Source organism: Rhodoferax sp. GT1R46 (genome assembly GCF_056521285.1).
Genome location: NZ_JBWMBC010000008.1, coordinates 83,803 through 104,818, shown reverse-complemented (window position 1 = coordinate 104,818; position 21,016 = coordinate 83,803). Strand labels below are relative to the sequence as shown.

The window sequence follows — 21,016 nt, the reverse complement described above, 5'->3', positions numbered from 1 at the left end:
TATCTTCCAATGGACCACAATGAAAAACGCGGCCTGAGCCGCGTTTTTCTAATCGAGAGCCTGGTGCCCAGGAAAGCTTATTCGACCTTGGCTTTGCTGCGAAGTTCTTCCTGGTATTTGGCCATTTTCTGCTGCTGCAGTTGCTGGGCAATTTGGGCTTTCACTTCGTCGAACTTGGGCAGCTGGGCATCTCGTATGTCGTCCAGACGAATGATGTGGTATCCAAACTGACTCTTCACTGGCACTTCAGTTGTCTTTCCCTTGGTCAGCGCAACCAATGCGTCGGAAAACTCTTTCACGTAACTGCTGGGACTGGCCCAATCCAGTGAACCGCCGTTGGCGCCAGAGCCTGGGTCTTTGGACGATTTCTTGGCAATTTCTTCAAATTTCCCGCCTTTTTTCAGCTGGGCAATGATGGCTTTGGCCTGGTCTTCCTTCTCCACCAGAATGTGGCGGGCACGGTACTCCTTGCCGCTGTTGGCTGCAGCAAATTTGTCGTACTCTGCCTGAATTTCTGCATCAGTGACCGGGTTCTTCTTCTGATAATCCGCAAACAATTCGCGAATCAGAATGGCTTGCCGTGCCAGGTCAATCTGGGTCTTGTAGTCTTCTGTGGCGTCCAGTCCACGTGCCTGGGCTTCCTGCATAAAAATCTCGCGGGCGATGACTTCGTCCTTGAGTTGACCCTGCATTTCTGGCGTTACCGGGCGACCGGAGCGTGCGACCTGTTGAGCCAACGCTTCCACGCGGGCCTTGGGAACGGCCTTGCCGTTGACAATGGCGATGTTTTGCGCCAAGGCCGCGGGCGTCGCGGTTGCCAGCATGGCTGCAGCGGCAAGCGCGGACAAAATTTGCTTCTTCATGCGTTTTCCTTTGGGGATGCTTAGACGGATTAGACGGATTTGTCGGTTGGTGTTTCTACAGTTTCAATGGCCAGGGCATGAAGGCCCTGATCAATGAAATCCTGAAGTGAATCATACACAAGGCGGTGGCGGGCAACCCGGCTTTTGCCGGTGAACAAGGGGGAGGCAATGCGTACCCTGAAATGGGTTCCAAAACCGGTGCCGTTGGAACCAGCATGGCCGCCGTGCTGGTGACTTTCGTCCAAGACCTCCAGCTGGCTTGGAGCCAGGCGGGCGCGCAATCGCTCCTCCAGCTGGGTGACGGTCGGTCCCATACTCATGATTCGTGCTTTGTGTCGGTGGCTTCATCAGCCTGTAAATGGGGCGCGATGTATACACCTTGCCCAATGATGAACGCCAGCGGGAACGCGTAGCCCCAGAGCTTGAAGCTCACCCAGGCTTCCGTGCTGTAGTTCATCACCACGTAGGCGTTGATCAAGGACATAAAGGCGCAATACAACACCCACGCGATGTTGAGGCGGCGCCAGACCGGGTCGGGCAGCGCCAACTGACTGCCCAGCAGCAGCTTCAGGAAATTTTTCCGCATTCCCCAAACAGCGACAGCCAGACCCATTGCCATCGCCGCATACAGAACGGTGGGCTTCCATTTGATGAAACGGTCATCGTGCAAGGCCAGTGTCAATGCACCGAAGAGGAGCACCAGTACCAGCGTGATCTTATGCATGGCCTGCAGTTTGCGGTCCATGCCATAGATCAGTGCCATCTGCAGTACGGTGGCCCCCATCAGAACCGCAGTGCCAACATAAATGTCGGACAGCTTGTACGCACCAAAGAACAGCAGGATGGGGAAAAAGTCGATCAGTATTTTCATGCAGGTGTGAAGTGTAGCGAAGCCGAGTTCATGCAATACCGCAAACCGGTGGGCGCGGGCCCATCTTCAAAAACATGGCCCAAGTGGGCTCCGCAGTCTGCGCAGTGCACCTCGGTGCGTTTCATCCACAACATTCCGTCCACTTTGGTGCCCACGGCTTCAGGAGCCAGTGGCTGAAAGAAGCTTGGCCAGCCGCTGCCGGATTCATATTTGGTGTCCGACGTAAACAGCGGCTTGTCGCAGCACATGCAGCGATACGTGCCTGCGGCCTTGTTACTTTCAAGACGACCGGTGTAGGCGCGTTCGGTGGCCTCGTGACGGGCCACGTCAAAAGCCAGCGGCTCGGCCCCCTTCACTTTCAACAGGGCCTTCCACTCTTCGTCGGTTTTCTGAATTTTGTAGGTCATAGTCGGGTTGGTTGGATGTTAGGAGCTGCAACTGATGGAAATATCGCCCGCCCAGTCAGGCGGAAAGTCTGCAAAAGACTCGAACTGCGGATGTTCTTCAAAAGGTTGCTCCAGTACTGCAAGCAGTTGGGCAACCAGGGAGAAATCCTTCTGCTTTGCCGCTTGGATGGCCAATTCGCCCAAATGGTTCCGCAGTACGAACTTGGGATTGGTCTTTAGCATCAATTCGGCCGAATGCCCCCGTGGATCCTGCGCAAGGCGCTCCGAAAATTGTAGCAGCCAGCCATCGATTCCCGCGCTGTCCAAAAAGAGATCTCGTACCGACGTGTCGGCCGCACCCCGTTGGACAGCCCATTGGCTCAGACGTCGCCAGAAGATGGTGTAGTCCACGCGGTCTGTCGCCATGAGTCGCAGAACGTCGTCTACCGTGCCACGCAAACCTTCCTGGACAGCCGAAAAGCCCAACTTTGCGGCCATGGCGGCGTCAAACGCGCTTGGGTAAGCCGTCTTGTAGGTCTCCAGGGCGGCTATGGCCAACTCCTGCTCACCGATGAGTGGCAAAAGAGCCTGGCCCAGGCAAAAAAGGTTCCAATACGCCACGTTGGGTTGCTTAAAAAAGGCGTATCGGCCCTGGTTATCCGAATGATTGCAGATGTGGCCCGGGTCGAACGCATCCAGAAACTGGAACGGCCCGTAATCGATGGTCAGCCCGAGAATACTCATGTTGTCGGTGTTCATGACACCGTGGCAAAAACCCACGGCCTGCCATTGGGCCACCAAGCCTGCCGTGCGCTGGGTCACCGCGTGCAAGAAATTTGCGTACGGGTTGCCATCAAAGCGCGGGTCAGTTCGACACTCGGGGTAATGGCGATCAATCACGTAGTCGGCCAACTGCCGGAGCTGATCGTGAAGACCGTTGTGGCTAAAGTGTTCAAAGTGCCCGAATCGGATAAAACTGGCCGCTACCCGGGTCACCACCGCAGCGGTTTCCAGTGACTCCCGACGAATAGGGGCGTCGGACCCGATGACGCTCAAAGCGCGCGATGTGGGGATGCCCAGGCCATGCATCGCTTCACTGCAAAGAAACTCGCGAATACTGGACCGCAACACAGCCCGGCCGTCACCCATTCGGGAGAACGGCGTCAAGCCGGCGCCCTTCAATTGCACTTCCTGACCGGCGAGTTCGCCCAGCAGAATCGCCCGGCCATCGCCCAATTGCCCTGCCCAGACACCAAACTGGTGGCCGCTGTAGACGCTGGCCAGAGTTCGTGTTCCGGCAAGTGCCTGGTTGCCAGCCAAGGCTTGCAGCCATTCCGGAGAATCAAGACGGTCGGTCGGCAAGCTCAAATGCGCGGCAACCTGTGCACTTCTACCCACCCAGTAAGGGGCAGGAAGAGGCGTAGGGGGCAATGCGACGAAAAAATCCTCACCCAAATCAGCAAAGCTGTTGGTCCATGTCAGGCCAGTGTCCACCGGGCTGGCCGCGCTTACCAAATTATTCATGCACGAATTGTCCCGCAAATGACTATCACCGCCGATTTTCGGGGACTTGTAGCGGGTACCATGCGGCGACGCGCAACAGATGCAGCGCTCGTATTTTCGAGTCCAACTATTGAGGAGACATGTGCCATGTTAGGGTTAATGCAAAGCCAGCAGCTTCTGATTTCTTCACTGATTGATTTTGCCGAGCGCCACCACGGCGAGGGTGAAGTTGTTTCGCGCCGAGTGGAGGGCGACATCCACCGCTACACGTATAAGGATGTGGCCCAGCGTTCACGCAAAGTGGCCAATGCGCTGGATACGATGAATCTTGCCTTCAGCGACCGCGTCGCCACGCTGGCGTGGAACGGGTATCGCCATCTGGAACTGTATTTTGGTGTGAGTGGTTCAGGCCGCGTACTGCATACCCTGAATCCGCGTCTGCATCCCGACCAGATCGTCTGGATCGCCAACCACGCTGAAGACCAGGTTCTGTGCTTTGACATGTCTTTCTTGCCCATCGTCAAGGCGATTCACAGCCGTTGCACCACCATCAAGCATTTCATTGCCATGTGTGATGCAGACAAGCTCCCGGCAGATACGGGCATTCCGGGCCTGCAGAGTTATGAAGCCTGGATGGGTTCGCAATCCGCGGAATACACCTGGCCGCAGTTTGATGAAAACTCTGCTTCCAGCATGTGTTACACCAGTGGTACCACGGGCAACCCCAAGGCGGCTTTGTACAGTCACCGCTCTACGATCCTGCATGCGTTTTCAGGCGCTTTGCCGGATGCCTTGAGCATGAGTGCCCGGGATTCGGTGTTGCCGGTCGTTCCCATGTTCCACGTCAATGCGTGGGGGCTCCCTTACTCGGCAGCCATGACTGGGGCCAAACTGGTATTTCCCGGCCCCGCAATGGATGGCAAATCCATTTTTGAGTTGATCGAGTCTGAAAAAGTCACATTCGCAGCGGGTGTGCCCACCGTGTGGCAAATGATGCTGGGTCATATGCAAGCCGGCAGCCTGCGTTTCAGCACGCTGAAGCGCACAGTCATTGGCGGCTCCGCGTGCCCGCCCGCCATGATCAACGCGTTCAATGATCAGTACGGTGTGGAAGTGCTGCACGCCTGGGGAATGACAGAGATGTCCCCGCTGGGCACGGTTTGTACGCTCAAGAACAAGCACCTGGCCATGGATTCAGCCGACAAGATGAAGGTGCGCCTCAAGCAGGGGCGTGGCATTTACGGTGTCGACATGAAAATCGTCAGTGACGAAGGCAAAGAACTACCGTGGGACGGAAAGGCCTACGGAGACCTGCTGGTCAAAGGACCCTGGGTGATTAGCGAATACTTCAAAGGCGAGGGTGGCTCTCCCTTGATTGACGGCTGGTTTCCAACGGGTGATGTAGCCACTATTGACGCAGACGGCTACATGCAAATCACGGACCGAAGCAAGGACGTCATCAAGTCCGGGGGAGAGTGGATCAGTTCCATCGATGTAGAGAACGTCGCGATGGCGCATCCATCCGTCGCCATGGCGGCCTGCATCGGTATGAAACACCCCAAATGGGACGAGCGCCCCATCATCGCCGTGGTGAAGAAGCCTGGATGCGATGTGACCCGTGATGAACTCATCGCGTTCTACGACGGCAAGACCGCCAAATGGCAAATTCCTGATGATGTCGTCTTCGTTGATGCCATTCCGTTAGGTGGAACCGGAAAGATGCAAAAAACCAAGCTGCGGGAAATGTTGCAGGACTACAAGCTGCCAAGTCTCTGAGACTGCATTTCCGTCCCGTTTTTAGTCACATTGGTGATACGCCGTAGGGGAAACCCTCGCATTGCAGTGCACAAAAACTTGTACGCTGGCAGGGTTGTGTCTAACAGGAGCTTTTTAATGAAATTTGTATTCAAGCTTGTTGCCGTTTCAGCGGCTTTGGTCTGCGCAAGCGCAGCGATGGCCCAAAAAGGGGAGACCGTGAAAATGGTCCGAATTGACGCCCAGACCGGCTTGCTGGGCCCCGTTGGCGTTAACCAGCTGAAGAGCTACCAGTTTTTCGCTGAAAAATTCAGTGGAGCAGGTAATCCGGCCGGTGTGAAGTTTGAAGTGACAGGTATTGACAACAAGCTCAGCCCTACAGAGAGTCTCAATGCACTGAAGGCGGCCATTGATGGCGGCGCGCGTTACATTCTTCAGGGCAACGGCTCCTCGGTGGCTTTGGCTCTGTCTGACGCGGTTACCAAACACAACGAGCGCAACCCGGGCAAAGAAGTTTTGTATCTCAATGATTCCGCAGTGGATCCTGATCTGACCGGAAGCAAATGCAGCTACTGGCACTTCCGCTTTGACGCTGACACGTCCATGAAGATGGAAGCCATGTCGAGTTTCATGGAAGGCCAGAAGGACATCAAGAAGGTCTACATCCTGGGTCAAAATTACTCGCATGGCGTGCAGGTGGCCAAGTTTGCAAAGCAAACGCTGGCACGCAAGCGGCCTGACATCCAGATCGTTGGCGAGGACTTGCATCCACTGGCGCAGGTTCGCGACTTCGCTCCCTACATTGCAAAAATCAAGGCATCGGGAGCCGACACGGTCATCACTGGCAATTGGGGCTCAGACCTGTCCTTGTTGATCAAGGCCGCTAACGAGGGCGGCTATACCGGTAAGTTTTTCACTTATTACGCTGGCGTGACGGGCACGCCCTCTGCGCTGGGTACCAACGGCGCAGGCCGGGTGTACCAGATTTCCTACAGCCACTACAACATGGGCGGGCAAATGGACAAGTGGATGAGTGAGTTCAAGACGAAGTACAACGATGACTTCTACACGTCCTCCATCATTCGAATCTACGAAACCCTGGGTTCGGCCATGGCCAAGGCCAAGTCCACCGACCCGGTCAAGGTTGCTGCGGCGCTTGAAGGAATCAAGGTGAAGAGCTTCAACGGTGAAGTCGAAATGCGCAAAACTGACCACCAGTTGCAGCAGCCGCTGTACATGACGGTCTGGGAAAAGGCCGACAAGAAGTACCCCTACAGCCCGGAAAACACCGGTATGACGCTGGTGCCACTCAAAGAGTACCCCAACTACGTTTCCAGCACGCCCACCAGCTGTGACATGAAGCGTCCTTCCTGACCCCCTGCGGTCAAAACAGGAGCCCGAGCGGGGTCGCCGTATCGGGCTTTTTCATTTCTAGTGACGAGGAAGGTTAGTCGGCAATGGAGTTTTTCATTATTTCGATGCTCAATGGCTTGAGCTACGGTCTGCTGTTGTTCATGCTGAGTTCAGGGCTGACCCTGATTTTCAGCATGATGGGCGTCCTGAATTTTGCGCATGCCAGCTTCTACATGCTGGGCGCCTACGTGGGTTACACCGTATCCCGATTCGTCGGCTTTTGGCCAGCCCTTGTGATCGCTCCCCTGGTTGTGGGGGCCATGGGCGCGTTGTTCGAGCGGGTGTTCCTGCGCAGGGTGCACAAGTACGGGCATGTCGCTGAATTGCTGATTACCTTCGGCTTGTCGTACGTAGTGCTTGAGCTGGTGCAGCTTGTCTGGGGCCGTATCGCTCTTGAATTCCGGCCACCGGAGTCACTGCAGGGCCCCGCCTTCACATTGATCAATCATTCGGTGAATGGCTTGAGGCTGCTGTGGGGCGCGGCGCCTGCTGAACTGTGCAGCGCCGCTGACGCAGCTGTGCGGGTTGTATGCTCGCCGTTTCCGGCAACCCGTGGATTCATGATGCTGGTTGCACTGGTGATGCTGGTCTCAGTTTGGCTGCTGTTGACCCGAACGCGCATCGGGTTGATCATCCAGTCGGCCTTGACCCATCCTGAGGCAGTCGAATCGCTGGGCCACAACGTTCCGCGGATTTTCATGCTCGTATTTGGCGCAGGTGCCGGGCTGGCCGGGCTGGCCGGGGTCATTGGTGGAAGCACCTTTCTGACCGAACCTGCCATGGCTGCGACGGTAGGCTCCGTCATTTTTGTGGTCGTGGTGGTGGGCGGCATGGGTTCGTTGTCGGGTGCCTTTCTGGCCTCGGTGCTGATTGGCGTCATACAAACCTTTGCCGTTGCATTTGACTATTCCGTCGCAACTCTGGCCCAGCAGCTGGGGCTTCAGCTGGGTGACGCAACCCGAAACAATTCCTTCGTCAAGTTGACCTTGTCCCAGGTCGCCCCCATCCTTCCTTATCTCTTCCTGGTCCTCATCCTGATCTTCCGGCCCAAAGGGCTGTTGGGCAAGCGGGAGGGCTGAACTATGCGCAACCAATCAACATCCAAGCCATTCAATACGGGACGCTGGGTCACCTGGGGGCTATTCGCGCTCTTGCTGGCGCTGGCTCCATGGGTCTTCACCGGCGGCCTTGCCATCACCGTGCTGTCGCAGATGGGCATTGCGATCATTGCCTGCCTCTCCTACAACATGCTACTGGGGCAAGGCGGCATGCTGAGCTTTGGGCACGCGGTATACACCGGACTGGGTTCATTTCTGGCCATCCACGCGCTGAACAGCGCTGCCAGTGGTGCATTGCCCATTCCGGTTTCACTTGTGCCCATCGCCGGCGGATTGGCTGGTGTAGGTTTTGCGGTCCTGTTTGGTTATGTAACCACCCGCAAGTCTGGTACCACGTTTGCGATGATCACCCTGGGTCTGAGTGAACTGGTTTTTGCCATGTCGTTAATGATCCCCGAATTTTTTGGCGGCGAAGGCGGCGTTTCGGGCAACCGGGTCATCGGGCAAGCCTTCCTTGGCATCACCTACGGGCCCCCGGTTCAGGTTTACTACCTTATTGCCGTGTACACCTTTATTTCAGTTGTTGCGATGTTTGCCTTCACGCGAACGCCGCTGGGCCGCATGTTAAACGCGGTCCGGGACAATCCCGAACGGGTCGAGTTTGTGGGCTACAACACGCAGCGCGTGCGGTACACCGCATTCATCATTGCCGGTTTTTTTGCAGGAATTTCCGGCGGCTTGGGCGCACTTAATTTTGAGATCGTCACGGCTGAGGTGGTTGGGGCTGCGCGCTCAGGCGCCTACCTGCTGTTTACGTTCCTGGGAGGTGCAACCTTCTTCTTCGGCCCGATCATCGGAGCCGTGTTGATGGTGCTTGCCTTTGTGCTTTTCAGTGAGTTCACGAAGGCATGGTTGCTCTACCTCGGTCTTATTTTCCTCTTCATGGTGATGTATGCACCCGGAGGAATCGCCAGCCTGATCATGATGAATTTGCGCGTTGCTTCATTCGGCAAACTCCGCCAGCTGCTTTTGAGCTATTGCGTTCTGACTGTCACTGGCATTATTGGCCTTGCCGGTGCGGCGGCCATGGTTGAAATGATGTACCACCTCCAATTGAATGCCGGGCAGGGTTCCGAACTGGTATTTTTGGGGGTCCGACTGGATGCCGCCAATATGAGCAGCTGGGTAGGAGCCGTCGTGGTCATGATCGTGGGCTTGGGTTGCTTCGAGTTCGCCAGGCGCAAGTTTGCCCGCAAATGGGAGCAGATTCAGGGGTTTATCGAACAGGAAATCAATAGAAGGAGTCTGTCATGAGCGCGCAATTGACACCTGCGCTTGAACTAAAGAATCTGCGCAAAAGTTTTGGCAAGACCGAGATCATTCGGGGTATCAACCTGGCGGTCAATCCCGGTGAACGGGTTGCCATCATCGGACCCAACGGGGCTGGCAAATCCACGTTGTTCAATTTGATCAGTGGCCGGTTCGAGCCCACCAGTGGTGAAGTGCTGCTAAACGGAATCCGAATCGACGGAAAGAAGCCTTTCGAAATCAACCGGCTGGGGCTTTCCCGCAGCTTCCAGATCACCAACATATTTCCGAAACTCAGTGTGTTTGAAAACCTGCGCTGCAGCGTGCTGTGGAGCTTGGGCTACCGATACACATTCTTCAAATTTCTGGCTGATCTGGATGATGCCAACGCCCGCGCAGACGAGTTGATGCAGATGATCAAGCTCGACAAGAAGCACGATGTGCTTGCCATGAATTTGACCTACGCGGAACAGCGAGCGCTCGAAATTGGCATCACTATTGGCGGCGGTGCAGGGGTCATTCTTCTGGACGAACCGACGGCTGGCATGAGCAAAAGCGAAACCTCCCGTTTCATTGACCTGATCAAGACCGTCACCGAGGGTAAAACCCTGTTGACCGTGGAGCACGATATGGGCGTTGTTTTTGGGCTGGCAGACAAGATCGCTGTGGTTGTCTACGGCGAAGTTATTGCCTTTGACACACCCGATGCGGTCCGTGCCAACGCGCGGGTGCAAGAGGCCTATTTGGGGTCCGCGGTGGCCGACGCACAGGCGGGGGGGCACTGAACATGTTGAAAGTCTCCAACCTGAATGCCTTTTATGGCAAAAGTCATGTGCTGCATGGCGTGGACATGCATGTCAATGCCGGTGAGATTGTCGCTCTGCTAGGGCGTAACGGATCAGGCCGCTCCACCACGGCCAAGGCCATCATGGGCTTGGTGGACTGCCAGGGTTCCGTTCTTTGGAAAGATCAGGAATCCTTGGGCCTGAAGACCTATCAAATAGCCCATCTGGGTTTGGGATATGTACCCGAAAGCCGCGACATTTTCCCCAAACTGACGGTCTACCAAAACCTGCTGCTCGGGCAGAAGAGGGGCAAGGGCAACCCACGCTGGGCATTCGATGACATGTACCGCATGTTTCCCCGCCTGAAAGAGCGAGAGCATACGGAAGCGGGTGTCCTGTCGGGTGGCGAGCAACAGATGCTCACCCTTTGCCGCACCCTTATGGGCGACCCGGATTTGATCATCATTGACGAACCCACCGAAGGCCTTGCTCCGATGGTTGTTGAGTTGGTGGCCGAGTACCTTATGGAGCTTCGGCGCCGTGGTATCTCGGTTTTGCTTATTGAGCAGAAGCTGACGATCGCCATGAAGATTTCAGACCGCTGTCTCGTCATGGGACACGGAAGTATTGTCTTTGACGGAACCCCCGACGAACTGCGCAACAACACCGATATCCGCAAGGAATGGCTGGAAGTCTGACCTGGTTTGTCCCAACCGTGACAAACCGGATTGAACCGACTCCAAAACCCACCTACAATTAAAAAAGAACGATCGTTCTTTTTTGGTTGTTCCAATTTTCATATTTGAGGAATGCAAGCATGACTGCCCAATACCAGGTTCATGGCGACGTCGCCGTTATTACGCTGAACAACCCACCAGTCAACGGATTGGGACTCGCGACCCGACAGGGCATTGCCGATGGCATGGCGCAGGCCAATGCGGATGCAGCGGTCAAAGCCATCGTGATCACCGGTGCCGGCAAGGCGTTTTCGGGTGGTGCGGACATCAAGGAGTTTGGCTCGCCCAAAGCCCTGCAGGAGCCCAATCTGCTCAGCGTGATATCCGTGTTGGAAAACTCGTCAAAGCCAGTAGTGGCCGCGCTGCATACCGTTGCCATGGGTGGCGGCCTGGAGTTGGCGCTGGGTTGCCATTACCGTATTGCAGCGCCTGGCACCGCCATTGCATTGCCCGAAGTCAAACTGGGTCTGATTCCCGGCGCGGGCGGCACACAGCGCCTGCCCCGTGTGCTGGGTGTTGAACCTGCACTGAACATGATCGTCAGCGGCGAACCCGTTAAAAGCGAAATGCTGGCCATGCTGCCCGGTCAAAAGCTGTTTGACAAACTGTCTGCATCCGCTGAATCGCTGGCTGAAGAGGCCCTGGCCTTTGCGCGTTCGGTGGCCGATGTGCGCCCCCTGCCGCTGGTGCGCAACCTGCCGTGCAAGCATCCCCTGGGCGACGCGTATTTCCAGTTTGCCCGCAACATGGTCAAGGGCATGTCCAAGAACTACCCCGCTCCAGCCAAGTGCGTGGACGTGGTCGAAGCCGCAACGAAGAAGAAATTTGAAGACGGCATGGCCTATGAGCGCGAGCTCTTCATCAACCTGATGCTGACGGCCGAGAGCAAGGCCTTGCGCCATATTTTTGTGGCCGAGCGTGCAGCATCAAAAATACCGGATGTCCCCGCAGATATTGCACAGCGCGCTATTAATTCGATAGCGGTTATCGGCGCCGGCACCATGGGTGGCGGCATTGCGATGAACTTCCTGAACGCCGGCATCCCCGTAAAGATGCTGGAAATGAAGCAGGATGCACTCGACCGTGGCATTGCCACCATTCGCAAGAACTACGAATCCCAAGTCAAAAAGGGCAAGCTGAAGCAGGACAAATACGATCAGCGCATGAGCCTGCTCACCACGACCTTGAGCTATGACGACCTCTCCGGCGCCGATATGGTGATCGAAGCAGTGTTTGAAGAGATCGGCGTGAAGGAAGCCGTGTTCAAGGAGCTCGACCGCGTCATGAAGCCCGGTGCCATTCTGGCGTCCAACACCTCCACACTCGACGTGGACAAGATTGCATCCTTCACCAAGCGGCCTGAAGATGTGGTGGGCCTGCATTTCTTCAGCCCTGCCAACGTCATGAAGTTGCTGGAAGTGGTACGTGGCGCCAAGACCGCCAAAGACGTCATGGCCACGGTCATGGGCGTTGCCAAGAAGATTCGCAAAACGGCGGTGGTTTCGGGTGTGTGCGACGGCTTTATTGGCAACCGCATGATCGAGCAATACGGCCGTCAGGGCGGTTTCCTCCTGGACGAAGGGTGTACCCCGGCGCAAGTGGACAAGGCCATGGAGAAATTCGGCATGGCGATGGGGCCGTTCCGCATGGGCGATCTGGCTGGCAATGACATTGGCTGGGCGATCCGCAAACGCCGCTACCAGGAAAAGCCAAACATGAAGTACAGTAAAACGGCTGACTTGCTGTGCGAGAAGGGCCGTTTTGGTCAAAAGACCGGCGCTGGCTGGTATGACTATGTAGCCGGCAAACGCGACGCTATTCCCAACGCTGAAGTCGTGGCGATGATCGAAGAACACCGCAAGGCGCTGGGCATTACCCCGCGCAAAATTTCGGACGAAGAAATTGTCCAGCGTCTGGTGTTTTCACTGGTGAATGAAGCAGCGCACATTCTGGAAGAGGGCATTGCCAACAAGGCCAGCGACATCGACATCGTCTATATCTTTGGTTACGGCTTCCCTCCCCACCGCGGTGGCCCGATGAACTACGCCGATCAGGTTGGGTTGTTCAACGTGGTGCAGGCCATGAATCGTTTCGCCAAAAATCCTCTGGACGATGCCTCCTTCTGGCAACCCGCTCCGCTGTTGGCCAAGCTGGCCGCTGAAGGCAAGACCTTCAACTAAAAGCCCAGGCACCCTACCGAATAAGGAAAAATCATGACTTCAGCTGTAATCGTTTCTACCGCCCGTACCCCGCTCGCCAAGAGCTGGAAAGGCTCGTTCAACATGACCCACGGTGCGACCCTTGGCGGTCACGCAGTGGAGCACGCCATCCAGCGCGCCGGCATTGAAGCCGGTGAGGTGGATGACGTCATCATGGGCTGCGCGACACCCGAAGGCGCAACCGGCGCCAACATTGCGCGCCAGGTTGCCCTGCGTGCCGGCTGCCCGGTCACCGTGTCGGGCATGACGATCAATCGCTTCTGCTCTTCCGGTCTGCAAACCATCGCCACCGCTGCGCAGCGCATCATCGCCAATGAAGGCGATATCTATGTGGCTGGCGGAGTCGAGGCCATTTCCTGCGTTCAGCAGGAGATGAACCAGCACATGCTGGCAGACCCGTGGCTGGTGAAAAACAAGCCAGAGATCTACTGGAACATGCTGCAAACCGCCGAGAACGTGGCCAAGCGCTACAACATCAGCCGTGATGCCATGGACGAATACGGTGCGGCCAGCCAGCAACGCGCCACTGCGGCATTGGCTGCTGGATTGTTCACTGCCGAGATTGCGCCGATCACCGTGACCATGGGTGTGGCTGACAAGGTCATGGGGTTGACCACCAAGCAAGTGACCGTCAGCAACGACGAAGGCATTCGCGACGGAACCACTAAGGAAGGCATCAGCGGCTTGCGCTCAGCGGTTCCGGGTGGCCTGATCACGGCCGGCAATGCCAGCCAGTTCTCCGACGGCGGCGGTGCCGTCGTGGTCATGCATGAAAAGCTGGCCGAGAAAAAAGGCTTGAAACCCCTGGGTCGCTTTTTGGGCTTTGCGGTGGCGGGTTGCGAACCCGACGAAATGGGCATCGGCCCCGTGTTTGCCATCCCCAAAGTTCTGGCGCGTCTGGGCCTGAAGGTCAGCGACATCGATTTGTGGGAATTGAACGAAGCATTTGCCGTGCAGGTGCTTTACTGCCGTGACAAACTGGGCATTCCAGCAGACCGTCTGAACGTCAACGGCGGTGCCATTGCGGTGGGCCACCCTTACGGAGTCAGCGGCCAGCGCCTGACGGGCCACGCCCTGATTGAAGGCAAGCGTCGCGGTGCCAAGCGGGTTTGCGTCACCATGTGCATTGGCGGTGGAATGGGCGCTGCAGGCATTTTTGAAGTGCTGTAAAGCAGGCATTTAACCCATGCCAGGACGGGCCGAGACTGCACAAGAAGCGCAGTCCGGCCTTTTTTTTGACCTCACGCACCGATTAATACCATGAACTTGCGTCCAACCATTGATTTTCTGCTTCACGACTGGCTCGATACCGTAGCGCTTGCGCAGCGCGCCCGCTTCGAGGACCACTCGCGCGACACCTTCGATGCGGTGCTCGACACCTGCGAACGCATTGCCCGCGAGAAATACGCCCCTTTCAACCGCCTGGTGGACGTGCAGGAGCCGCACTTCGATGGCGAAAAGGTCATCCTGCCGCAAGAAACGCACGACGCCAACCGGGCCTATGCCGAGTCCGGCATGCTCAGCGCAGCACAGGATTACGAGATGGGCGGCATGCAGTTGCCCTATAGCGTGGAGGCTGCCGCCAATGCCTTTTTTGCCTGCGCATCCGTGAGCATTGGTTCCGGCATGCTCACCACCGGCAACGCCAATTTGCTCATGAAGCACGGCACCCCCATGCAGAAAGAGGTGTTTTCCAAGAACGAATTTGCCGGCCGCTGGTCGGGCACCATGTGCCTGAGCGAGCCCCAGGCGGGCTCCAGCCTGTCGGATGTGGCAACCCGTGCTGTACCGGATGGGGCTGATTTCGAGACGGATGCGCTGGGCCCACGCTACCGCCTCAAGGGCAACAAAATGTGGATTTCTTCCGGCGAGCACGAGCTCACCGAGAACATCATCCATCTGGTGTTGGCCAAGATTCCAGATGCATCCGGCAAGCTGGTTCCCGGCACGCGCGGCATCTCGCTGTTTGTGGTGCCCAAGAAACTGGTCAACACCGACGGCACCCTCACCGGCGTGCGCAATGACGTCGCGCTGGCTGGGCTCAACCACAAACTGGGCTGGCGCGGCACCACCAACACGCTGCTGAATTTTGGCGAAGGCAAGTTCCCCGTCGGTAGCGAGGGGCCTTTTGGAAAAGGAGCGGGCGCTGTGGGCTATCTGGTGGGCCAGGCCGGCAAAGGCTTGCAGTGCATGTTCCACATGATGAACGAGGCCCGTATTGGCGTGGGCATTGCTGCCACCATGCTGGGCATGGCGGGTTACTACGCGTCGCTGGACTACGCCCGCAACCGGCCACAGGGACGCCCGATCAAGGCGGGAAGCTCGGGCACTGCGGGCAAGGATGCGGCACAGCCCCAGGTGGCTATCATCGAACACGCCGACGTCAAACGCATGCTGCTGGCGCAAAAGTCGTATTGCGAAGGCGCACTGGCGCTGGAGTTGTACTGCGCCCGCCTGGTGGATGAACACCACACGGCCGGTGGCAATGTCGCCGACGATGCCCGCCTGCTGCTGGAGGTACTCACCCCCATTGCCAAAAGCTGGCCCAGCGAGTGGTGCCTGGAGGCCAACTCGCTGGCCATCCAGATCCATGGTGGATACGGCTACACCCGCGATTTCCCGGTGGAGCAATACTGGCGCGACAACCGTCTCAACATGATTCACGAAGGCACCCACGGCATCCAGGCTACCGACCTGCTCGGGCGCAAGGTGCTGATGGAGGAGGGCAGGGGATTGCAGCTGCTGGCTGCCCGCATGACCGCCACCATCGAGCGCGCGTCCGTACAACCCGAACTTGCCGAGCACGCAACGGCCTTGGGCAAGGCCTTGCAGCACATCGGATCGGCAACCCAAAAAGCCTGGGCCACGGGCAACCCATCGGACGCACTGGCCAATGCGGTGCCCTACATGCAGGCGTTTGGGCACACCGTGCTGGCCTGGATCTGGCTGGACGTGGCGGCTGCCGCACTGAAAGCCGACCCGGCACAGGCCAACGTGTCCACGCTGGGGCGCATGGGTGCCACGCGATTTTTCTACCACTACGAGCTCCCCAAAATCGGTGCCTGGCTGGGTGTGGTGGAATCACGGGACACAACCTGTGCCGCGTTTCCCCAAGAGGCTTTTTAATGACGTTTTTCAAAAAATACAGTGGCAGTACCGACGTTCGGATGGTCCGCATGGAGCGGCTCATCTGGACATTGATTTATGGCGGCCTGATTGCTGTCGTACTCGGGTATTTTCTGGAGACATCTCAGGAGCAGAACGGCAGTGAGCTGCTGGCTGGCGGCGGCATGGCAGTTGCCGCTGGCGTGATTCTGATTTGGGTCCGCTCCCGCATGCATGAGTGAACCTGATCCGGCGCGGTTATCGCGCCGGGGACACGCAGAAATGGTCTGTCAGCGGCACAATCCGGGCCGCAAACCGTATCGTGATGCGGCCTTCGCGCCACGATTGATCCAACCGATAAATAGCAGGAGAGTACCCCTATGACCGCACGAACCATTCAGCAATTGTTTGACCTCACGGGCAAGACGGCCCTCGTTACCGGTGGCTCGCGCGGCCTGGGCCTGCAAATGGCCCACGCGCTGGGTGAAGCCGGCGCAAAAATCATGCTGAGCTCGCGCAAGGCCGAAGACCTGGAGCAGGCCACCGCCGAACTGCAAGCCGCTGGCATCGATGCCCGCTGGATTGCCGCCGATTGCGCAAAAGACACCGAGATCCACCGCCTGGCCGATGAAACCCTGCAGCGCATGGGCGATGTGGACATTCTGGTCAACAACGCCGGCGCGGCATGGGGCGCGCCCGCTGAAGACCATTCGGTTGAAGCGTGGGACAAGGTCATGAACCTGAACGTGCGTGGCTACTTTTTGCTCAGCCAGGTCATCGCCAAGAAGAGCATGATTGCCCGGCGCAGTGGCCGCATCATCAACATCGCCTCCATTGCCGGCCTGGGCGGCAACCCCGAAGGCATGAATACTATTGCCTACAACACCTCCAAGGGCGCGGTCATCAACTTCACCCGCACCCTCGGCGCGGAATGGGGCAAGTACAACATCAACGTCAACGCCATTTGCCCCGGATTTTTCCCCAGCAAAATGACCATGGGCACGCTCAAGGCGCTGGGCGAGGACAAGCTGATTGCGGGCGCCCCCCTCAAACGCCTGGGCGATGACGAAGACCTCAAAGGCCTGTGTGTTCTGTTTGCGTCCGATGCCGGCAAGCACATCACTGGCCAGTGGATGGCGGTCGACGGCGGCGTCAGCATCGTCACGGGCGGCTAAACGGATGAACACCCCACCGTGGGACAAAGCCATGGGCTTTGGCGTGCAGATTCCGTTTGTGGATCTGCTGGGCTTTGAGCTGCTGGGGTTCAGCGGTGGCCGGTCCGAGTTGGGGTACAACCCCCGGCCAGAGCACCTGAATTCTTTCGCGGTTACCCACGGCGGCGCGTTGATGACGCTGCTGGACGTCGCCATGGCCACCTCAGCGCGCAGCATTGCGCCGGAGATGGGCGTGGTCACGATTGAGATGAAGACCAGTTTCATGCAGCCCGCCGTGGGCCCGTTGAAGGCGCGGGGTGAGTTGATGCACCGCACGGCCACCATGGCGTTCACACAGGCTACGGTGTACGACGAAGCGGGACGCGCCTGCGCGCACGCCACAGGCACCTTCAAGTTTGTGAAGCGACTGCCCACCGGACTCAAAACCGGCAACGCATCCGATAGTGCGACTGGAAACATCGCCACCGATTGAGCATTCCATTCGACAAACTTTATAAAAAATAGGCTTCTAGCCCCCGTATTCATTGTACAAGCAGCTATAAAAACAATAGCAAACCAAAGGAAAAAAACCATGCCAACCAACCAGCAGATCATTCTCGACAACCGCCCCACCGGTGAAGCGGTCGCCAGCAATTTCAAACTCGCCTCCAGCGACACACCGCCCCTGCAGGACGGCCAGGTGCTGGTGCGCCACCACTTTTTGAGCCTGGACCCTTACATGCGTGGGCGCATGAACGACTCCAAAAGCTACGCTGTACCACAGGCCTTGGGCCAGACCATGGGCGGCGGCACAGTGGGCGAGGTGGTCGAATCCCGCAACCCGCGTTTTGCCGTGGGGGATAAAGTGGTCGGCATGGGCGGCTGGCAGGAGTACAGCGTGGTCGATGCCAACCAGGTCGGCGCCCTGCGCAAGGTCGACACCACCCACATTCCCCTGAGCGCTTATCTGGGCGCGGTCGGCATGCCCGGCGTCACCGCCTGGTATGGGCTGGTCAAGATTTGTGCACCCAAGGCCGGCGAGACCGTGGTAGTCAGCGCCGCTACGGGTGCCGTGGGCAGCGCCTTTGCCGCCTTGTCCAAAGCGCGCGGTTGTCGCACGGTGGGCATTGCCGGTGGGCCGGACAAATGCAAATACGCAGTGGACGAGCTGGGCTTTGACGCCTGCATCGACTACAAGTTGCACAGCAATGCGGCCTCACTCTCCAAAGCCATTGCCGAGGCTTGCCCCAATGGTATCGACGGCTATTTTGAAAACGTGGGCGGCATGGTGCTCGACGCGGTTTTGCCCCGCATGAACGCCTTTGGCCGCATTGCGGTGTGCGGAATGATTGCGGGCTACGACGGCCAGCCCTTGCCGCTGAGCTACCCCGCCTTGATCTTGACGCAGCGCCTCACGGTGCAGGGTTTCATCGTCAGCGAGCACATGGAAATCTGGCCTGAAGCGCTCACCGAGCTGGGCACGCTGGTGGCGACCGGCAAGCTCAAGCCCCGCGAGTCCATCGCGCAAGGCCTTGCTGCCGCTCCCGAAGCGTTCCTGGGCCTGCTCAAAGGCAAAAACTTTGGCAAGCAACTGGTCAAACTGATCTGAACCCGTCTAATTCAATTACCGGGTAACGACCATGACCGACCTCATCCTGCACCACTACCCCACCTCACCGTTTTCTGAAAAGATCCGGCTGGTGTTGGGCTACAAGAACCTGGCCTGGAAGTCGGTCATCATCCCGTCCATCCTGCCCAAGCCCGATGTGCTGGCGCTCACCGGCGGCTACCGCAAAACCCCGTTTCTGCAGATTGGCAGCGATGTGTATTGCGACAGCGTCCTGATCTGCGATGTACTGGAGCACCTGCAACCCACGCCCACCTTGTACCCTGCAGAGCACAAGGGCCTGGCACGTATCGTGGCCCAGTGGGCGGACAGCACCTTGTTCTGGGCCGCTATGGCCTATAACCTGCAGCCCAGAGGGGCCGCCGCCATGTTTGAAGGCGCGCCGCCCGAAGTGGCCCAGGCCTTTGGTGCGGACCGCGCCGCGATGACCGTGGGCATGACGCGGCTGCGTCCGGCCGATGCCACCGCCGCGTACAAGTCCTACCTGCGTCGCATCGCAAACATGCTCGATGGCCAGGACTTTCTGATGGGCCGTGCCCCCTGCGTGGCGGACTTTGCCGTCTACCACCCGCTGTGGTTCTCGCGCAAGCGCGTACCGGTGATGGCGGGAATTCTGGACGCCACACCGGGCGTGCTGGCCTGGATGGACCGCATGGCCGCCATCGGCCATGGTCCGATGGAAAAGTATTCTGCTACTGAATCAATAGCAGCTTGCGCAGCATCTACGGGGGCGGTAGTTCAAAACGACACCACATTTCAGGACGAGCACGGCATTGCACTGGGCAGCCAGGTCACCGTGTCCGCCGAGAGCTTTGGCCCTGAACCCACCGAGGGCGAACTGGTGGCCGCCACCCGCACCCGTTACACCCTGCGTCGCACAGACGAACGCGCTGGCACCGTGCATGTGCACTTTCCGCGCATTGGATTTGTTTTAAAGAAAGCCAACACATGATCACTGATTTCAACAACAAGACGGCCGTCCTTACCGGCGCTGGATCGGGCTTCGGTCTGGAATGTGCCCGCATCGGTGCCAAACTGGGCATGAACCTGGTTCTGGCCGATGTGCAACAAGACGCGCTGGACAAGACCACGGCCGAGATGAAGGCGGCCGGCGCGCAGGTGCTGGCCATGCGGGTTGACGTATCCAAAGCCGCCGAGATGGAGGCGCTGGGCGCCGCGGCGTTCGCCCGTTTTGGCGCACCGCACTTTGTATTCAACAACGCCGGCGTGGGGGCAGGAGGCCTGATCTGGGAAAATACCTTGCAGGACTGGGAATGGGTGCTGGGCGTCAACCTCATGGGCGTGGTGCACGGCGTGCATACCTTCACCCCCATGATGCTGGCCGCAGCCAAAGCCGATCCCGCCTATCAGGGCCACATCGTCAACACCGCCAGCATGGCGGGCTTGCTGAACGCGCCCAACATGGGCATCTACAACGTGAGCAAACATGCCGTGGTGAGTTTGTCCGAGACCCTGTACCAGGACTTGGCCCTGGTGACGGACCAGATCAGCGCCAGCGTGTTGTGCCCGTTCTTTGTGCCCACCGGCATCAGCCAGAGCCAGCGCAACCGCCCGGACGACCTGAAGACCGCCGGCAGCAAGCCGACCCAAAGCCAGCTCATCGGTCAAGCCATGAGCGACAAGGCGGTGGGCAGTGGCAAGGTCACGGCAGCCGAGGTGGCGCAAATGGTGTTTGACGCCATTGGCGCCAACCGGTTCTACATCTACAGCCACCCCAAGGCCATTGGCTCGGTGCAGACGCGCATGGAAGACGTGCTGCAGGCGCGCAACCCGACTGATCCGTTTTCGCACAAGCCCGAGCTTGGTGTGCAACTGAAAGCGGCGCTGCGCGGCGAATAGCGCCCCACGCATGTCTGCTGCCACGCGCCTGCAAGAACTGCTCGGCATCGAGTTGCCCATCATCCAGGCGCCCATGGCCGGGGTGCTGCAGGTTTGCAGGTAGGAACGGCGTACTTACTCTGTACCGAGGCCACCACCAGCGCTCTGCATCGCCAGGCACTCCAAAGCGATGCCGCCCATCACACGGCGTTGACCAACCTGTTTACAGGCCGCCCCGCGCGCGGCATTGTCAACCGGTTCATGCGGGAGCAGGGGCCCATGAGTGGGCTTGCACCGGCATTTCCACTGGCCACTGCTGGGGTTGCCCCCTTGCGGGCCAAGGCTGAGGCCCTGGGTAGCGGCGACTTTTCGCCCCTGTGGGCGGGGCGGCGC

The 21,016-nt window shown here is 58.2% G+C and carries 20 protein-coding genes and 1 pseudogene; 16 read left to right on the top strand and 5 right to left on the bottom strand.

The features are described 5' to 3' along the window. Positions 1 to 77: 77 nt before the first annotated feature. From AC097W_RS16720 to AC097W_RS16700, 5 genes are read right to left on the bottom strand one after another with little or no spacing between them, the layout of a single operon-like run. On the bottom strand, positions 78 to 863 hold the full coding sequence (locus tag AC097W_RS16720; protein ID WP_479603756.1) for a peptidylprolyl isomerase: 786 nt from the start codon (positions 861 to 863) through the stop codon (positions 78 to 80). A gap of 29 nt (positions 864 to 892) precedes the next feature. Then, positions 893 to 1,183, bottom strand: coding sequence for a BolA family protein (locus AC097W_RS16715; protein WP_479603755.1), 291 nt, complete (start codon positions 1,181 to 1,183; stop codon positions 893 to 895). After that, positions 1,180 to 1,734 (bottom strand): septation protein A, encoded by a 555-nt coding sequence (locus AC097W_RS16710; protein ID WP_479603754.1) that lies wholly within the window; start codon positions 1,732 to 1,734, stop codon positions 1,180 to 1,182. Before AC097W_RS16710 ends, AC097W_RS16715 begins: the two co-directional genes overlap by 4 nt. Next, positions 1,731 to 2,141 (bottom strand): peptide-methionine (R)-S-oxide reductase MsrB, encoded by a 411-nt coding sequence (msrB, locus tag AC097W_RS16705; RefSeq protein WP_479603753.1) that lies wholly within the window; start codon positions 2,139 to 2,141, stop codon positions 1,731 to 1,733. Before msrB ends, AC097W_RS16710 begins: the two co-directional genes overlap by 4 nt. A gap of 18 nt (positions 2,142 to 2,159) precedes the next feature. Continuing rightward, complete coding sequence (locus AC097W_RS16700; protein ID WP_479603752.1) at positions 2,160 to 3,644, bottom strand: protein adenylyltransferase SelO; 1,485 nt, start codon at positions 3,642 to 3,644, stop codon at positions 2,160 to 2,162. Between the two features lie 126 nt (positions 3,645 to 3,770). Here AC097W_RS16700 and AC097W_RS16695 point away from each other — a divergent pair, with 126 nt between their 5' ends. The 16 genes and pseudogenes from AC097W_RS16695 to AC097W_RS16620 all read left to right on the top strand — a co-directional run. Next, complete coding sequence (locus AC097W_RS16695; RefSeq protein ID WP_479603751.1) at positions 3,771 to 5,399, top strand: 3-(methylthio)propionyl-CoA ligase; 1,629 nt, start codon at positions 3,771 to 3,773, stop codon at positions 5,397 to 5,399. A 117-nt stretch (positions 5,400 to 5,516) separates the two neighbouring features. Then, positions 5,517 to 6,752, top strand: coding sequence for a branched-chain amino acid ABC transporter substrate-binding protein (locus tag AC097W_RS16690; RefSeq protein ID WP_479603750.1), 1,236 nt, complete (start codon positions 5,517 to 5,519; stop codon positions 6,750 to 6,752). Positions 6,753 to 6,835: 83 nt separating this feature from the next. Further along, positions 6,836 to 7,870 carry a branched-chain amino acid ABC transporter permease gene (locus tag AC097W_RS16685; protein WP_479603749.1) on the top strand — a complete coding sequence of 345 codons (1,035 nt, stop codon included), beginning with the start codon at positions 6,836 to 6,838 and terminating at the stop codon, positions 7,868 to 7,870. A gap of 3 nt (positions 7,871 to 7,873) precedes the next feature. After that, a complete protein-coding gene (locus tag AC097W_RS16680; protein ID WP_479603748.1) occupies positions 7,874 to 9,163 on the top strand; it encodes a branched-chain amino acid ABC transporter permease in 1,290 nt (429 codons plus the stop codon). Further along, complete coding sequence (locus AC097W_RS16675; RefSeq protein WP_479603747.1) at positions 9,160 to 9,942, top strand: ABC transporter ATP-binding protein; 783 nt, start codon at positions 9,160 to 9,162, stop codon at positions 9,940 to 9,942. The genes AC097W_RS16680 and AC097W_RS16675 overlap by 4 nt, the downstream gene beginning before the upstream one ends. A gap of 2 nt (positions 9,943 to 9,944) precedes the next feature. Then, complete coding sequence (locus AC097W_RS16670) at positions 9,945 to 10,640, top strand: ABC transporter ATP-binding protein (RefSeq protein WP_479603746.1); 696 nt, start codon at positions 9,945 to 9,947, stop codon at positions 10,638 to 10,640. A gap of 119 nt (positions 10,641 to 10,759) precedes the next feature. Beyond that, the gene (locus AC097W_RS16665) at positions 10,760 to 12,859 is read left to right on the top strand and encodes a 3-hydroxyacyl-CoA dehydrogenase NAD-binding domain-containing protein (protein WP_479603745.1); all 2,100 of its coding nucleotides are present in this window, start codon (positions 10,760 to 10,762) and stop codon (positions 12,857 to 12,859) included. 33 nt (positions 12,860 to 12,892) lie between these two features. After that, positions 12,893 to 14,068: an acetyl-CoA C-acyltransferase gene (locus AC097W_RS16660; RefSeq protein WP_479603744.1), complete on the top strand. Its 1,176-nt coding sequence runs from the start codon at positions 12,893 to 12,895 to the stop codon at positions 14,066 to 14,068. Positions 14,069 to 14,158: 90 nt separating this feature from the next. Continuing rightward, complete coding sequence (locus tag AC097W_RS16655; protein WP_479603743.1) at positions 14,159 to 16,024, top strand: acyl-CoA dehydrogenase; 1,866 nt, start codon at positions 14,159 to 14,161, stop codon at positions 16,022 to 16,024. After that, positions 16,024 to 16,245, top strand: coding sequence for a hypothetical protein (locus AC097W_RS16650; RefSeq protein WP_479603742.1), 222 nt, complete (start codon positions 16,024 to 16,026; stop codon positions 16,243 to 16,245). Before AC097W_RS16655 ends, AC097W_RS16650 begins: the two co-directional genes overlap by 1 nt. 138 nt (positions 16,246 to 16,383) lie before the next feature. Beyond that, positions 16,384 to 17,178, top strand: coding sequence for an SDR family oxidoreductase (locus AC097W_RS16645; protein WP_479603741.1), 795 nt, complete (start codon positions 16,384 to 16,386; stop codon positions 17,176 to 17,178). A gap of 31 nt (positions 17,179 to 17,209) precedes the next feature. Next, positions 17,210 to 17,650, top strand: coding sequence for a PaaI family thioesterase (locus AC097W_RS16640; RefSeq protein ID WP_479603867.1), 441 nt, complete (start codon positions 17,210 to 17,212; stop codon positions 17,648 to 17,650). A 99-nt stretch (positions 17,651 to 17,749) separates the two neighbouring features. Further along, positions 17,750 to 18,766 (top strand): NADP-dependent oxidoreductase, encoded by a 1,017-nt coding sequence (locus AC097W_RS16635; protein WP_479603740.1) that lies wholly within the window; start codon positions 17,750 to 17,752, stop codon positions 18,764 to 18,766. Between the two features lie 31 nt (positions 18,767 to 18,797). Then, the gene (locus AC097W_RS16630; protein ID WP_479603739.1) at positions 18,798 to 19,736 is read left to right on the top strand and encodes a glutathione S-transferase family protein; all 939 of its coding nucleotides are present in this window, start codon (positions 18,798 to 18,800) and stop codon (positions 19,734 to 19,736) included. Further along, positions 19,733 to 20,644, top strand: a complete 912-nt coding sequence (locus tag AC097W_RS16625; RefSeq protein ID WP_479603738.1) for an SDR family oxidoreductase — start codon at positions 19,733 to 19,735, stop codon at positions 20,642 to 20,644. The genes AC097W_RS16630 and AC097W_RS16625 overlap by 4 nt, the downstream gene beginning before the upstream one ends. An 81-nt stretch (positions 20,645 to 20,725) precedes the next feature. Continuing rightward, positions 20,726 to 21,013, top strand: a pseudogene (locus AC097W_RS16620) (nitronate monooxygenase); the annotation flags it as partial. Positions 21,014 to 21,016 lie beyond the last annotated feature (3 nt).

Bases quoted from the DNA above. Each gene is read 5' to 3' on its own strand.
- AC097W_RS16720 (WP_479603756.1), bottom strand. From the start codon at position 863: ATGAAGAAGCAAATTTTGTCCGCGCTTGCCGCTGCAGCCATGCTGGCA.
- AC097W_RS16715 (WP_479603755.1), bottom strand. From the start codon at position 1,183: ATGAGTATGGGACCGACCGTCACCCAGCTGGAGGAGCGATTGCGCGCC.
- AC097W_RS16710 (WP_479603754.1), bottom strand. From the start codon at position 1,734: ATGAAAATACTGATCGACTTTTTCCCCATCCTGCTGTTCTTTGGTGCG.
- msrB (WP_479603753.1), bottom strand. From the start codon at position 2,141: ATGACCTACAAAATTCAGAAAACCGACGAAGAGTGGAAGGCCCTGTTG.
- AC097W_RS16700 (WP_479603752.1), bottom strand. From the start codon at position 3,644: ATGAATAATTTGGTAAGCGCGGCCAGCCCGGTGGACACTGGCCTGACA.
- AC097W_RS16695 (WP_479603751.1), top strand. From the start codon at position 3,771: ATGTTAGGGTTAATGCAAAGCCAGCAGCTTCTGATTTCTTCACTGATT.
- AC097W_RS16690 (WP_479603750.1), top strand. From the start codon at position 5,517: ATGAAATTTGTATTCAAGCTTGTTGCCGTTTCAGCGGCTTTGGTCTGC.
- AC097W_RS16685 (WP_479603749.1), top strand. From the start codon at position 6,836: ATGGAGTTTTTCATTATTTCGATGCTCAATGGCTTGAGCTACGGTCTG.
- AC097W_RS16680 (WP_479603748.1), top strand. From the start codon at position 7,874: ATGCGCAACCAATCAACATCCAAGCCATTCAATACGGGACGCTGGGTC.
- AC097W_RS16675 (WP_479603747.1), top strand. From the start codon at position 9,160: ATGAGCGCGCAATTGACACCTGCGCTTGAACTAAAGAATCTGCGCAAA.
- AC097W_RS16670 (WP_479603746.1), top strand. From the start codon at position 9,945: ATGTTGAAAGTCTCCAACCTGAATGCCTTTTATGGCAAAAGTCATGTG.
- AC097W_RS16665 (WP_479603745.1), top strand. From the start codon at position 10,760: ATGACTGCCCAATACCAGGTTCATGGCGACGTCGCCGTTATTACGCTG.
- AC097W_RS16660 (WP_479603744.1), top strand. From the start codon at position 12,893: ATGACTTCAGCTGTAATCGTTTCTACCGCCCGTACCCCGCTCGCCAAG.
- AC097W_RS16655 (WP_479603743.1), top strand. From the start codon at position 14,159: ATGAACTTGCGTCCAACCATTGATTTTCTGCTTCACGACTGGCTCGAT.
- AC097W_RS16650 (WP_479603742.1), top strand. From the start codon at position 16,024: ATGACGTTTTTCAAAAAATACAGTGGCAGTACCGACGTTCGGATGGTC.
- AC097W_RS16645 (WP_479603741.1), top strand. From the start codon at position 16,384: ATGACCGCACGAACCATTCAGCAATTGTTTGACCTCACGGGCAAGACG.
- AC097W_RS16640 (WP_479603867.1), top strand. From the start codon at position 17,210: ATGGGCTTTGGCGTGCAGATTCCGTTTGTGGATCTGCTGGGCTTTGAG.
- AC097W_RS16635 (WP_479603740.1), top strand. From the start codon at position 17,750: ATGCCAACCAACCAGCAGATCATTCTCGACAACCGCCCCACCGGTGAA.
- AC097W_RS16630 (WP_479603739.1), top strand. From the start codon at position 18,798: ATGACCGACCTCATCCTGCACCACTACCCCACCTCACCGTTTTCTGAA.
- AC097W_RS16625 (WP_479603738.1), top strand. From the start codon at position 19,733: ATGATCACTGATTTCAACAACAAGACGGCCGTCCTTACCGGCGCTGGA.